The 13306-nt window shown below is 26.8% G+C and carries 15 protein-coding genes and 1 pseudogene; 3 read left to right on the top strand and 13 right to left on the bottom strand.

Features of this window, described 5'->3' with window-relative positions; genetic code table 11:
- Window positions 1–46: 46 nt before the first annotated feature.
- The 3 genes from O0R46_RS03685 to O0R46_RS03675 form a co-directional block, all read right to left on the bottom strand.
- Window positions 47–310: an HPr family phosphocarrier protein gene (locus tag O0R46_RS03685; RefSeq protein ID WP_269312230.1), complete on the bottom strand. Its 264-nt coding sequence runs from the start codon at window positions 308–310 to the stop codon at window positions 47–49.
- Window positions 311–487: 177 nt separating this feature from the next.
- Entirely contained in the window at window positions 488–1414 is a 927-nt protein-coding gene (locus O0R46_RS03680; RefSeq protein ID WP_269312229.1) for an N-acetylmuramoyl-L-alanine amidase family protein, read from the bottom strand.
- An 8-nt stretch (window positions 1415–1422) separates the two neighbouring features.
- Complete coding sequence (locus O0R46_RS03675) at window positions 1423–2214, bottom strand: HAD family hydrolase (protein ID WP_269312228.1); 792 nt, start codon at window positions 2212–2214, stop codon at window positions 1423–1425.
- Between the two features lie 191 nt (window positions 2215–2405).
- Between O0R46_RS03675 and O0R46_RS03670 the strand changes: the two genes are divergently transcribed.
- The 3 genes and pseudogenes from O0R46_RS03670 to O0R46_RS03660 all read left to right on the top strand — a co-directional run.
- Window positions 2406–3545 carry an LCP family protein gene (locus O0R46_RS03670; protein WP_269312227.1) on the top strand — a complete coding sequence of 380 codons (1140 nt, stop codon included), beginning with the start codon at window positions 2406–2408 and terminating at the stop codon, window positions 3543–3545.
- 108 nt (window positions 3546–3653) lie between these two features.
- The gene (locus tag O0R46_RS03665) at window positions 3654–4622 is read left to right on the top strand and encodes an LCP family protein (RefSeq protein ID WP_269312226.1); all 969 of its coding nucleotides are present in this window, start codon (window positions 3654–3656) and stop codon (window positions 4620–4622) included.
- A 151-nt stretch (window positions 4623–4773) separates the two neighbouring features.
- Window positions 4774–4989, top strand: a pseudogene (locus O0R46_RS03660) (hypothetical protein); the annotation flags it as partial.
- Window positions 4990–5173: 184 nt separating this feature from the next.
- Here O0R46_RS03660 and O0R46_RS03655 read toward each other — a convergent pair.
- From O0R46_RS03655 to O0R46_RS03610, 10 genes are all read right to left on the bottom strand, one after another.
- Window positions 5174–5611, bottom strand: coding sequence for a DUF1307 domain-containing protein (locus tag O0R46_RS03655; protein ID WP_269312224.1), 438 nt, complete (start codon window positions 5609–5611; stop codon window positions 5174–5176).
- A gap of 230 nt (window positions 5612–5841) precedes the next feature.
- Window positions 5842–6303, bottom strand: a complete 462-nt coding sequence (locus O0R46_RS03650; RefSeq protein ID WP_269312223.1) for a DUF1307 domain-containing protein — start codon at window positions 6301–6303, stop codon at window positions 5842–5844.
- Between the two features lie 146 nt (window positions 6304–6449).
- Window positions 6450–6623, bottom strand: coding sequence for a rubredoxin (locus O0R46_RS03645; RefSeq protein ID WP_269312222.1), 174 nt, complete (start codon window positions 6621–6623; stop codon window positions 6450–6452).
- A 66-nt stretch (window positions 6624–6689) separates the two neighbouring features.
- On the bottom strand, window positions 6690–8048 hold the full coding sequence (locus O0R46_RS03640) for a hypothetical protein (RefSeq protein ID WP_269312221.1): 1359 nt from the start codon (window positions 8046–8048) through the stop codon (window positions 6690–6692).
- Window positions 8049–8050: 2 nt separating this feature from the next.
- A complete protein-coding gene (locus tag O0R46_RS03635; RefSeq protein WP_269312220.1) occupies window positions 8051–8416 on the bottom strand; it encodes a GntR family transcriptional regulator in 366 nt (121 codons plus the stop codon).
- 170 nt (window positions 8417–8586) lie between these two features.
- The gene (locus O0R46_RS03630) at window positions 8587–8898 is read right to left on the bottom strand and encodes a DUF1904 family protein (RefSeq protein ID WP_269312219.1); all 312 of its coding nucleotides are present in this window, start codon (window positions 8896–8898) and stop codon (window positions 8587–8589) included.
- A 26-nt stretch (window positions 8899–8924) separates the two neighbouring features.
- A complete protein-coding gene (locus O0R46_RS03625; protein WP_269312217.1) occupies window positions 8925–10430 on the bottom strand; it encodes a sensor histidine kinase in 1506 nt (501 codons plus the stop codon).
- A 1-nt stretch (window position 10431) separates the two neighbouring features.
- Window positions 10432–11106: a response regulator transcription factor gene (locus O0R46_RS03620; protein WP_269312216.1), complete on the bottom strand. Its 675-nt coding sequence runs from the start codon at window positions 11104–11106 to the stop codon at window positions 10432–10434.
- Between the two features lie 184 nt (window positions 11107–11290).
- Window positions 11291–12481 (bottom strand): cation:proton antiporter, encoded by a 1191-nt coding sequence (locus O0R46_RS03615; protein ID WP_269312215.1) that lies wholly within the window; start codon window positions 12479–12481, stop codon window positions 11291–11293.
- A 205-nt stretch (window positions 12482–12686) separates the two neighbouring features.
- Window positions 12687–13112 (bottom strand): hypothetical protein, encoded by a 426-nt coding sequence (locus tag O0R46_RS03610; protein ID WP_269312214.1) that lies wholly within the window; start codon window positions 13110–13112, stop codon window positions 12687–12689.
- Window positions 13113–13306: the final 194 nt, after the last annotated feature.

Here is a 13306-nt window from a genome sequence, read left to right as displayed (position 1 = left end):
ATATACAAAAAAAGTTAAGAGGATAAGCCTCCTAACTTTTTGATAGCTATTTTTCGCCAAATCCACTCTCAACTAATTCTACTATAGAATTAAGTGCTAGCTCTTCATCTTCACCATGTGTTTCTATAGTTACCTCAGTTCCCTTCGCTAAACCTAATTTCATTATACCCATGATAGATTTCGCATTTACTTTTTCTCCATTATGAATAAGTTCTACAGAAGACTTAAATTTATTTGCCTGCTGTACAAACATACTAGCTGGTCTAGCATGTAGCCCTGTTTCATTGATTATTGTTACTTTCTTTTCCATAATTTTCCTCCATATACAATCATAAAAGAGTTTTTGTCCCTATATGGTCTATTAAGGTCCCTCTTTCATTACAATTTATATTATATTTACTATTTTACTCTATTTTCCAAAAAATAACCATATTTTTTGAAGTTTTTTGAAATTTTTTTCATTTTCAAATTATTATAATATTCTTTGTTACCTATAGTTTATTCTATCCTTAAATATTTCACCTCTATAATTATCTATAAATAAAAGAGTTCCCTCACTTATACCATTTGCTATATCACTTCTATGCTTATTATTTTCAAGTTTTTCAGCATCAGCTTTGTTAGAAATAAATCCACAGTGCATAACAATCGCAGGCATTTTTACATAAGATAATATATCTATATCATTCTTAACCACACCTCTATCTTTCATATCTATAAAAGACAATGTAGTCGTTTGAACTGAACTTGCCAAATATTTAGATAGCGGTTTTCTATCATCTTTATTTTTTGTGCTATCACCATCATATTCACTATCTGCCTTAGAATCTGAATCTTGTTTATTGCTGTTTTTTAAGTCTTTATTTGTATTCTTAGCCTCTACATTTGATATGTTACTATTTTTTTTAACTTCTGATTTCACATTTTCAGAATTATAATACGTATCTATTCCACTAGCTTCATCACTTGAACTTTGTCCATTTAACCTAACTGATATTAAAATATCTGTTTTATTTTCATTAATTATCTTTTTTCTGTCTTCTAGAGAAAGATCGTCATCGTATGCTCTAGTCAACTTGACATTTACATCTGAATGCTTTTCTAAATTGTTTTTTATCAATTTTGCTATTTCAAGATTAATATCCTTCTCATACATACCGCCATCTTTAGTGGCTAACCCCTTATTCTTTCCACCTTTGGCTGGATCAATTGTAATATTGATTTTTCTTTCTTCTTCATTCTCTATTTCTTGAGCTGTTTTTACCTTTTCTTTAGTTTGATTATTATCAGGCTTTATTAAAGAAAAGGCAAAAGTAAAGATCTTAAATATTAATGCCAATATAATAGCAAATACTATTATCACTAAAAATAATTTTTTCTTATTTAATTTTCTTCTTTTCTTCTTTTTTAGCAAATAATCACCTACTTGATATTAAATTCCTTTTTTAGAACTTGTATTACACCAAAATCATTATTTGATGGTGCGATAAAATTAGCTTTTTCTTTTATGGCTTCTACAGCATTCTCCATTGCATAACTATATTTTGCATTTTCTATCATCTCTATATCATTCATTTGATCGCCAAATGCCATTGTTTCTTCTGTGCTAACATTTAATTTTTTTTGTATTAATTTAAGTGCATTACCTTTGCTTGCATCTTTCCTAATAATATCAATCCATTCAAATCCAGAAGCACATAATTTTACTCTATCAGAAAAAATCTTTTCTATTTCTGCACAGTCCTCATCATATCCATTTCTTGAATAAATTGATATTTTTACAGGATCATCTTCCACTTGTTCAAAATTGTCAACTACTGTATGTACTGGGAAGTAAGTTTGAGCATTTTTTTTTGACTCTTCATCATAATCATCAATATAAGACATATCTTTTGTACAGTATACTAATTTCTTATCACTATAATCTTTTTTTAGCTTTTTTATAATTTCATGTCTTACTTTATTGTCTATAGGCTGATGCAAAATTATCTCATTATCAAACTCTACTACAGAACCATTTTCTGCAATGAAAATCACATAATCTTCTATACCTTTAAATTCTCTTTTTATACTACCCATTTGTCTGCCACTGGCAACACAAAATTGTACTCCTTTTTTACTTAATTCTTTTATCACTTTTACGTATTCAGGACTTTTTTGTTTCTTATCATCTAAAAAAGTTCCATCCATATCTACTACCACTAACTTAATCATCAATACCTCCTTTTTATATCTTATATATTATAACATAATGTGTAATTTTTATATAAGTGTTGTGTTAACTTTTTTATTAATTACTTCAATTTTACTATTTACTATTTATTACAAATTTTATATAATATAAGAGCTATGTAATTTTATAATAAAATAAAGAAGGTGATAATTTGTCCAAGTTAAAGAAACTTGTGATTTTTTTATTGGTTTTAGTAATTGCATTCCCTACTATATTCGCTGGGGTTATATATACTAAATTAAAAACTATGCACAACACTGATGAATTTGATATGCTAAAAACAAATAAATATAAATTTGACAACAGTATTACAAATATACTACTCTTGGGTAGTGATGCTAGACCAGGTGAAGAAGTATCAAGATCTGATTCAATGATGATTCTCACAGTTGATACAAAGCACAAAAAACTAAAAATAACTTCCTTAGGTAGAGATACTTATGTAAAAATACCTGGACATGGTTATGAAAAATTAACCCATGCATATGCATATGGTAAAGAAAAACTTACAATCCAGACAATTGAGGATAACTTTAAATTAGATCTTCAATATTATGCAAAAGTTGACTTTTTCTCATTTATAGATACCATAGATGCTTTAGGTGGTGTGGAAGTAGATGTTAAAGAAGGCGAAATTAATGAGTTGAATAAATTTGTTGAAGAATGTTACGATTGGGATAAGAAAGATAATAAACCCCCATTTGAAAAGTTCACAAAAACTGGAGTTCAAAATTTAAAAGGATATCAAGCTTTGGCATTTTCTAGAATTAGAAAAAATGATGGTACAATGCAAAGAGACGATAGACAAAGACAAGTAATAGAAGCCATAGTCAAAAAACTAGAAAAAACATCTTTTACAAAATATCCTAAGATTTTAAACGCTGTAAAGCCTTATGTAAAAACTAATATGTCTCCTGGTGAAATGATGGCATTAGGTATGGATGTAATGGATATGGACAATCTACATATTACTACACAGCAGTTTCCACTTCATCCAGAGAATGAAATAAGACTTCCTCACGCAGGATATGTAATACCATTTGAACAATATGAAGTTGATTTACTTCATAAATTTATATTTGATGATAAAAAACCTACTGAAGAAGACATCAAAAAAGCCACACTAGAATGGCAAGAATCAGGTAAAATATCTCAATATTCAAGAGATCCAGAATATAGAAATTCCGGCTTACCAATAGGTGGTAATTCTTCAGATAGTGATGAATTTTCTAATGAGCAAAATAATAATCAATCTAAATTTGATTCATCTAGTAATGAATTTAATTCTGACTCAAATAATGAAAATTTCTAAAAATAAATAAATTTTTATAAAAAAGCAGTAAAACTGCTTTTTTATTTTGTATAGTTATGGATAATTTAATATAATAAGTGTAAAATTACTTTGAAAGGCGGTGCTAAAATGTCCAAATTAAAAAGATTTGTTGTGTTTTTATTTGTATTAGTAATAGTAATACCATTAGCCTCTTTAGCAATGACATCATTGTTGTTTGGGGATATGCACGATAAAAATATTGATACAAGTGAACTAGAAGACTATTCACATACTCACAAAGATGGTATAAAGAATATTTTAATAATGGGTACAGATGCTAGACCAGGAGAAAAAGTTTCAAGATCTGACTCTATGATGATGCTAACAATAGATACTATACATAATGATATAAAGATAACATCATTTGCTAGAGATTCTTTTGTGAAGATACCTGGATATGGAATGTCTAAATTAACTCATGCTTACGCATATGGTAAAGAAGGATTACTTATTAAGACTATTGAAAATAATTTTGATATTGATATAGATGACTTTGTATTGATAAACTTTGATTCTTTTATAGCAATAATAGACTCACTTGATGGCGTTACTGTAAATGTAAACAAAGGTGAAATGAAAGAGATGAATAAATTTATACCTGAAACTTATGAATGGAGTAAAAATCAAGATAAAGGTCCTATGAAACTTGTGGAAAACACTGGAGAACAAAAATTAAATGGATATCAAGCACTTGCTTTTGCTAGAATAAGACATAATGACAGTGCATTTGGTAGAGATAATAGACAAAGAATGATTGTATCAAGCATTATGAAGGAAGTAAAAAATTCATCTAAGTTAAAATACCCTGCTCTTTTGAAAGCTGCCACACCTTATATAAAAACAAATATGTCTTCAAAAGATATTCTAGGATACGGACTAAATGTAATGGGATTGGATACTTCAGAGGTTAAGCAACTTGAATTTCCTTTAGTTGACAATCCGAAATATGCACAAGGTGGCATATATGGAAACCATGGATGGGTCGTAAGATTTGAAAAATCATCTATAAAAATACTTCACGATTTTGTATTTGATGATATAAGTTATAAGGAATAAAAAATACCTCAATTTGATATGTACCCTTACTGGACAAACCATAAGGGATTCTATGAAAAAACTCTGTAAAATAGTAAGTCCTTCTATGGTAAAATTAAATTATCATAGAAGGACTTTTATTATGGGAGGAAGAAAAAGAGAGCTTATAAAGAAAAGACAAAAAAAATTCGCTTCAGATCTTAAATCAATCTATTTATCAGGTAGTGAACAACAAGCTATGCAAAATTTGGATGGTGTGTATTCTCTCGAAAAAGCGTTGTTTCTCTCTGTTGAGAAAATAAGTAAAAAATGGACTTATCCTATTAGAAACTGGGGTTCTATTTTTCGAGAGCTATCAGTTATGTTCGAAGAATGCATAAACTATTAGATTGAAAACTGACTATTCTTCAGTTTTTATTGACGTATAAAAAATTAACTATATTATAAAAATAGGAGAGTTGGATTTTCTCCAAACTCTCCATAATCAATTATCTAATTTTAAATATTGCCTAATCGGCAGATTAGCCATAGAAGGCTAATTTACAGAAAAAATTCTATAGACTCATTTTTATCTATTTCACTTCTTTAAATCCATCTTTTTTCATTTGTTCATCTGTTTTTTCTAAACTAATACTTTTTGTATCATCTGCTCCATCTATTTTAGTTATTTCATTAGAATTTAATTCTTTAATATCAGCTTTAGTGTAATCTATATCAGCAGTTAATGTTATACCATCGTTATTGCTTTCTAAATTAGCTTTTACACCTTTAAATTTATTAATCTTTTCAATATCTTTATTCATCTCATTTTTTACGGCATCTTTTTGTTCCTGATCCTGTGCACCAATATCAGCATATTTGATGCTTACTTTTTCTACTGACTTAGTTATATTATCTCCCTTAGCAGTATACATTGCTTCTATTTTTATCTTGTCTTTTGTTCCTTCATATTTCTTAGTTACTACTTTTTCTTCACATCCAATAAGCGAAAATGCTATAAATGACGCCATTACTAAACTTAAAATTTTTTCATAATAATTCTCCTAAATTAATATTTTATTTTAATAGTTTAACAATTTTACTATATCTAATCAATATAATAGTAAGAAAATTTATTATTTTAATTTAAATTTTCTTTTTTTTTATTTTTTCTTTATTAATACTTAATTTTTATCTCTATATATTATGAGTATATTGCAAATTAAAAGATCTTGATAATATCAAGATCTTTTAATTTATATTATTTTTTTACTTCTTTTAAACCACTATTCTTCTGTGCTTCCGCTGTTTTACTCATACTCAATCCCTTTGAAAGATCACCATCTGCTTGTATAACTTTCTTTTCCTTTAATTCTTTTAAATCAGCTTTAGTATAATCTATTTCTATATTTTCTACTAATTCAGTATCACTAATCTTTAATTCGTCCTTTACACCCTTAAGCTTGTTATTTTCATCAATTTTTTGCTTAATCATTGCATTAATTTTTTCTTTATCTTCCTTTTTTGTAATATTCAAATCAGCATATTTAATTACATTTTTTGATACCTGCTTAATAATTTTGTCGTCTTTAGCTGTATAAGTATTTTCTATCTTTATACCATTTACAGTCCCTTCAAATTTCTTTGTTTCCTCTTTAGAACCACAAGCAACCAAAGATAATCCCAAAGCAGTTGCCATAATTAAATTTAAAATCTTTTTCATACGATTTCTCCTATCATAAAATTATTATTATATATAGTCTATCAATGAATTTAGGATAATGTCAAGATAAAAAATTAGACTAGCCACTAAAAATCTTAATTGTTTAAATTATATATCTATTAACAGATTATTAGTAAAAACACAGATTATTCTGTTTTTTCAAACATCCATCTACTGGCAGCACATTTAGGACATGTCCAATCTTCCGGTAAATCTTCAAAGTTTATACCTGGATTAATACCATATTCCGGCACACCGACTTGTGGATCATATACATATCCACACGGTCTACACTTGTACTTTACAACTTTTTCGCTCATTTTATACACTCCTTATCAAAATAAAATTACTCTAATATACTAAACTAGCACTTATCTCAAATTCTTTCATTTACAAGATGCTCGGTTTATTTTAAAATTTAATCTAGTAAAAATTTCTTTATTTTTATTTTTATCTCTACTAGCAAAAATATATTTTTTCTTATCCTTGGTTTGAACTAATATATGAGGTCCAACATTTGGATCTAAGCAAACTTCTACTTCACCCTCTTTTGAATCTCTAAATGTGCCGCTATAAACATTATCATCACCATATCCAACTATTTTTGACATTTTTTCATTATCTATGTCCTTTATAAGTTTTATTTTTTCTATATCTTTCAATTTTAAATTATATGAATCATGATACCTATTTACTGTTAACTCATTTTTTGTCACATTTATTTCTATTGGAGATTTTGAATCAATTGCTGTTTCTATACCTATTATAGGCATAGAAAGTATAATTATTAAAGTAATAAAACTTATAATCTTTCCAGCTGGTTTTGCCATATTTATGGATGAATTTATACCTACTCTATTATTTACTATTAATTTTGAATCATTTTTATTATAATAAAATAAACCGCCTATCCAATAATCATCCTCATCTATATAAAAATTATCTGCTATTCCTCTTGTCAATATCTCCTGCATTTGCCTTACCTTAAATTCTATAATAACACATGAAATTAGTATTACTATAATAGTTAATATAAATATCAATATTCCTACATTTATATTTTTTGTAAATAAATACGTTGAAAATGCAAGTAAAATATTTGCATAGGCATTTATTACCCATATTTTTGCCCAATTATATTTTCTGATTTGTGTAAGTACAAAAGTTAATTTCGTATTATCATTTACCATCTCAGCCTTATTTCTATACAGATACTTGTAAGACAAAGCATATATAAATGATAATACTCCAAATGTCAGATATCCAATCATAAAATCTTTATCTAAAAATAAGAATATAAAAGGTAATATAATTGCTGGTAAAAAAACATACATAGATAGGTAATTATAATCTTGAATAGACTTTATATCCCTTATAATTATATCTTTTTTATTGAATTTCCACCCATTTTTTATTTTTATTGATTTTAACTTAATGTTGTATTTATAGTAAAATATATATGGTATTATAATCAAAAGTAAAATCCAAATCATAAAATACAAAATTAAATATGCAGAATCGATTACCAAAATTCCAAATATTGTAATAGTGAAAAATATTGCCAAGAATATAATTATTGATTTAAATGAGTTTAATAAAGCTACAACTTCTTTATTTTCATGCTCAGAACTTGGTATTGTTACACCTATTGCTATATTTTTCTTAAATTTAGTTTCATTAAACAAAAAATAAAAAATCATAGGTATCATTATTATTGCTGATATTAACATTATAAAATTTCCCATGATTAAACCTCCTCATAAATCTTTTTCAATAAATCTATTAATTCCTCATAACTTACTCCAGATATTTTTAACTCAGCTATTTTGAGCTTTAAGTCTTCTAATGTCTCTTTGCTGTATTTAGTATTTTCTTTTTTATAACTAACGCTTGCACCACTTCTCCTATCAGTTATTATATATCCCTCACTTTTTAAAAGTTGGTAAGCCTTACTTACAGTCATCATATTTATACCTATCTCATCAGCAAGGGATCTAATAGTAGGCAATTTTTCTCCATTTTCTAATTCTCCATTTGCTATTGCTAGTACGATTTTATTTCTAATTTGCATATATATTGGTATAGAAGAAGAAAAGTCTAAATCCAAAAGCATAAAATAACCCCCTTTATATTATTATTTATTTAAAAATATATATTGCATTCTTTGTATTATTTATTATAATGCAAAGAATGCAATAATGCAATCAAAATTTATATATCACACTGAGTTTATTATAATATTAAATATAAATAAAGGCTATCAAATAAGATAGCCTTTATTTATTATTCATAATAATCTTCTTTTTCTATATGTGTAAAGTACACTTCACACTCACTATAACCAAATTCTTTTACATTCTCTTGTATCTTGCTTGCCATTTGGCTTTCAACTTCCTGCCCCCTATCAAACTGAATAACTTCTATCAGTGGATACATATCAAAAATTTCTCCTCCAAAGAAATATTCAGTATCTGGTCTTTCAATTGTAAAATAGTCAACTGGCGTATCAGATATTTTACCTAATTCTTTTGGCAAATTTTTGCTTATTTTTTTTACTTCATCTCTTTTTACACCTTTAAAAATAATCTGTGGCATAGACCCTCCTAATTGTTTTTTGTTTATTATATCATATGATTTATGACAAAGGCTAATTCAAAAATAGTCTTTTGATTATTTCTTTTAACTAATATTTTTATATTATGTTTGTCTGCAATTTCTTTCGCTATTGCAAGACCAAGACCAAATCCCTTTTTATCTGTCTTTTTATCTCTATAAAATGGTTCGAATATATGATCTATATCACTTTTTTCAATAGATTGCCCTATATTATCAACAGATATGACAGCAATATTTGAATTAATTGTTTCTTTAATATTAATGTTAGATCCTTCATTAGAATACTTAATGGCATTATTGATTATAGTGATAAATAATTGCCTGATCCTAGTATAGTCACCATTAAACATCAATATAGAATCTTTATACTCTTTTTCTATTACAATATTTTTTTCTCTTGCCAATAATGACTGACTTCTGATTGAATCATTTAAAACTTCTAATATATTTATTTCCTCTTTATTCATTTGAAATTTATTATTTTTAAGTATATTCAGCTCCATCAAATCATTAATTAATTTTTCCAAAAATCCTATTTCATTAAACAATATATGGTGATATTCATCAACTTGACCAGGATCACTTATTATACCAGAATTTAGGGCTTCCAAGGAAGCCTTTAGAACAGTCACTGGCGTCTTTAGTTCATGTGACATACTTGAAATAAAATCATCTTTCATCTGCGATATAGATTCAGACTGTATTCTAGCCTCTTCTAATCTTTGTGCTAAATTATCCAGTTTAGAGGCAAGATTACCTATTTCATCATCTTGATCTATATTACTAGTAACCTTATAATTTCCTTTGATTAACTCATCTGTAGTCTTATCAAGTTTTTTAAGTGGACTGATAAATCTATTAGCAAATATTATAGCTAATAGTGCTACTAAAATAGCACCTACAATGCTTGCCATAACAAAAATTTTACTTGCTGTCTCTAAAAATTCATGTGTTAATGAGTTTTTTTCATCTATTAGTATTACGCTAATTATTTTCCCATTATTTCTTACAGGTGCTGCTAATGTTAAATCTATTGAATTATCCCAGATAGAAGATTTATTTACATGCGATATTTTACCTTCAAATGCATTATTTACTATTTTTTTATCATCTTTATTTAAAGATTCATAATAAATTGCTTTTTTTCCAGTAGCTACCTCTATTGACTTGTCTGACTTACTAACTATTTTAATATCAGTTTCCAATAATTCATTAACCCATTTTAAATATTTATTTCCCAATGATTTTCTAGGTCTATATTCTCTATTATTGCCATTTGATGATTTTGATTTATTCTGATTTAATCTATTGCTCTCTTCTATCGAATTTTCTTCCATTATATTTGAAATAAATAAAGCTATTCTTTTTCCTCTGTCCTCCAAGTATTTTGTAGAAGATTCTTCGATGCTCTTTTTCCCTAATAGAAAAAATAATACTCCACTAACTAAGGAAAATAATAATAATATAGTCAAAAAATATAGGACTAATTTTCTTGTAATTTTGCTATTCATATTATACCTCAAACTTATATCCTACTCCTCTAACAGTAGAAATGCGCCACTTATTTTTCTCAGAGTTCAACTTTGCCCTTAGTCTTTTTATATGTGTATCTACTGTTCTTGTATCTCCAAAATACTCCATTCCCCATAGACTATCTAAAATATTATCTCTTATAAAGACTTTATCCTTATTTTCTGCCAACATCCACAATATTTCAAATTCTCTTTTTGTCAATTGTATTTCTTTATTATCTAACTTACATGAATATTCATCTAGATTAAGATAAAGATTATCCACTTTGACTACTTTTATAGAATTAGTGTCTATGTCTATTCTTCTAAGGATAGCTCTTATTCTAGCCATAACCTCTGCTACTGAAAATGGTTTTACTATATAATCATCAGCCCCATAATCTAAACCCATAATCCTCTCGTAATCCTCTCCTTTTGCAGTTATTAAAATTACTGGTACCATAGATATTTTTCTAATTTTTTTTAGGAGTTCATAGCCATCCATTTTTGGCATCATAATATCAAGCAATAAAATATCATACTTATTATCTTGAAACTTATTCCATGCTTCTTCACCATCATAAGCTAAATCTACTTGTATTCCTTCTTTGAGCGCAAAACTCTTTAAAACTTCCGTTATTTGTTTATTATCATCAACTATCAAAGCTTTTATCATAATACACCTCTTTGACAAATTATAAAAAGTACAAGCATAACTTATACTTGTACTTTAATTTTATAAAATATAAAGTTTTTATGCAAGAATTAATCAAATCTATATAAATAAATTTAACTAATTTATTTAAAAATTGTCATTTATTAATACTCTAATAAGTATTTTTTCCATAGTTTTATCTAACTTAAGAAACCTGCTTTAAAGATAATTTATCTTGACCATTTTTCATAGAATATTTCAATATTATTGGCGTTATTACTGTTGTAACAATAATCATAATTACAATAGGTGAGAACATATCCTTATCTACTATATTTAAATTAAATCCTTTTTGAGCTATTATTAGGGCAACCTCTCCTCTTGACACCATACCCACTCCTATATTTAAAGCTTCAGCGTTTGTATATTTACAAAGTTTTGCTCCTAGTCCCGCACCAAACATTTTAGTGAATATAGCTACTAAAGTAAGAAGAATAGTAAATACTAACATATGCCTATCAAAAGATTCTATATTTGTTTTTAAACCTATACTGGCAAAGAATATAGGTGAAAAGAATAAAAATGATAATGTGCTCATCCTATCCACCAACTCATTTCTAATACTATAACGACAAAAAACTATACCAGTTAAATAAGCACCTGTAATATCGGCAATCCCTGCATATTCTTCTGTCAAATAAGATACTATTAATACTAGAGCAAATACATATATCGCTCTTAACTTTTCCTCTACTCTAATATCTATTTTGCTAGCTATTATCGCTACTAAAATTCCAAATACACTTATTATCACAAAATAAAGTCCTATTTTTATGAGTACAGAACTTATACTAATATGTGAATCTTTAAAACTTGTAACAATAGTAAGTATTACAATTCCTATAATATCATCCAAAATTGCTGCCCCTAATATTGAATTTCCTATCTTACCTTTTAGAGTTCCCAATTCTCTGAGAGCTTCTACTGTTATAGATACAGATGTAGCAGTTAGTATAACTCCTACAAATAATGCTTTTAAAAGTTCTTGACTTGAACTCAAATTAACTCCGAAATATAGGAAATATGTTATAAATCCTCCTATCAAAGGTATTAATACACCAAAAATAGCAATTATTAAATAGGATACTCCTCTTCTTTTTAATTGATTAATATCTGTATCCAGACCAGCCATAAACATTAAAATTATTACACCAATCTCTGCTACTTGATTGATAAAGCTCGTATCGTCTACTATCCCTAAAAATGATGGGCCTATTAATACACCTGCAACTAGTGCTCCTACTACCTGTGGAAGTCTTATTTTTTCTGTTATGCCTCCCAAAATTTTTGTAGATAATAAAATAATTGAAATACTAATTAAATAATTGTAACCCATAATACCATAAACACCTCTTCATATTTTTTTCATTTACAGTTCACTATAACTTCTATTATATGCTTATTATTATACCCCAAATCCACATAAATTTGGGGTATTTTTAACATATTTTATGGTATTAATCTATTTTATATGATTTATATTTTTCATTTCAAATTCATATAAATTTTATATTAAATAAATATTTTTACAATAAAATTTTCTATTTATTTTCTTTATTTTCTATATGTCCATTATTTTGTTTTTCTTTATCCATATGCTTATTTTCATTTGTTTTTCCATGTTTTTCTTTATGATCCTTCATGTTTGAATTTTCGTGTTCTTTTTTATGATTATGATTTTTTTTATTTTCACCATTACCGCAGTTTTTGTTTTCCTTATTATCTTTACCATGTTTTTTTTGCCCATGATGTCCTTTATTATTTTTTGCACCATTTGAATTTGCGCTTGTATTGCCATCCACTTTTTCATCACAATTTTTAACTTCGCAGTTAGATTTCTGTATTGTAGTTGTTTTGCTTGAAACCTGACTTATATTATTTTCTGAAGCAAATGCACTTGTTCCCATCATTAATGCTACTGACATCATCACAGCACCACTTAATTTTAATTTCATATTTCTCTTCATTTTATCTCTCCTTTTTAAAATACATCAGTTAATTTATTTTAACTGTAAACATAGTATATAATCATTTAATGTACTTAAATCAACAAAAATATGTCTTTTTGATGAAGTTCTTATTTTTTAAATTCATAATTTTTTCTATTTTATATCTAATTAAATTATATGAATATTCCTACTTATGTTATATAATTATATTA

Source organism: Peptostreptococcus equinus, from assembly GCF_027125355.1.
In the GTDB taxonomy this organism is placed as follows: Bacteria; Bacillota; Clostridia; order Peptostreptococcales; family Peptostreptococcaceae; genus Peptostreptococcus; species Peptostreptococcus equinus.
This window is presented reverse-complemented; position numbering and strand designations above follow the sequence as displayed.

Excerpts from the sequence above, each read along its gene's own strand:
- O0R46_RS03685 (WP_269312230.1), bottom strand. The coding sequence starts at position 310 with ATGGAAAAGAAAGTAACAATAATCAATGAAACAGGGCTACATGCTAGA.
- O0R46_RS03675 (WP_269312228.1), bottom strand. The coding sequence starts at position 2,214 with ATGATTAAGTTAGTGGTAGTAGATATGGATGGAACTTTTTTAGATGAT.
- O0R46_RS03665 (WP_269312226.1), top strand. The coding sequence starts at position 3,654 with ATGTCCAAATTAAAAAGATTTGTTGTGTTTTTATTTGTATTAGTAATA.
- O0R46_RS03655 (WP_269312224.1), bottom strand. The coding sequence starts at position 5,611 with ATGGCGTCATTTATAGCATTTTCGCTTATTGGATGTGAAGAAAAAGTA.
- O0R46_RS03650 (WP_269312223.1), bottom strand. The coding sequence starts at position 6,303 with ATGAAAAAGATTTTAAATTTAATTATGGCAACTGCTTTGGGATTATCT.
- O0R46_RS03645 (WP_269312222.1), bottom strand. The coding sequence starts at position 6,623 with ATGAGCGAAAAAGTTGTAAAGTACAAGTGTAGACCGTGTGGATATGTA.
- O0R46_RS03640 (WP_269312221.1), bottom strand. The coding sequence starts at position 8,048 with ATGGGAAATTTTATAATGTTAATATCAGCAATAATAATGATACCTATG.
- O0R46_RS03635 (WP_269312220.1), bottom strand. The coding sequence starts at position 8,416 with ATGCTTTTGGATTTAGACTTTTCTTCTTCTATACCAATATATATGCAA.
- O0R46_RS03630 (WP_269312219.1), bottom strand. The coding sequence starts at position 8,898 with ATGCCACAGATTATTTTTAAAGGTGTAAAAAGAGATGAAGTAAAAAAA.
- O0R46_RS03625 (WP_269312217.1), bottom strand. The coding sequence starts at position 10,430 with ATGAATAGCAAAATTACAAGAAAATTAGTCCTATATTTTTTGACTATA.
- O0R46_RS03620 (WP_269312216.1), bottom strand. The coding sequence starts at position 11,106 with ATGATAAAAGCTTTGATAGTTGATGATAATAAACAAATAACGGAAGTT.
- O0R46_RS03615 (WP_269312215.1), bottom strand. The coding sequence starts at position 12,481 with ATGGGTTACAATTATTTAATTAGTATTTCAATTATTTTATTATCTACA.
- O0R46_RS03610 (WP_269312214.1), bottom strand. The coding sequence starts at position 13,112 with ATGAAGAGAAATATGAAATTAAAATTAAGTGGTGCTGTGATGATGTCA.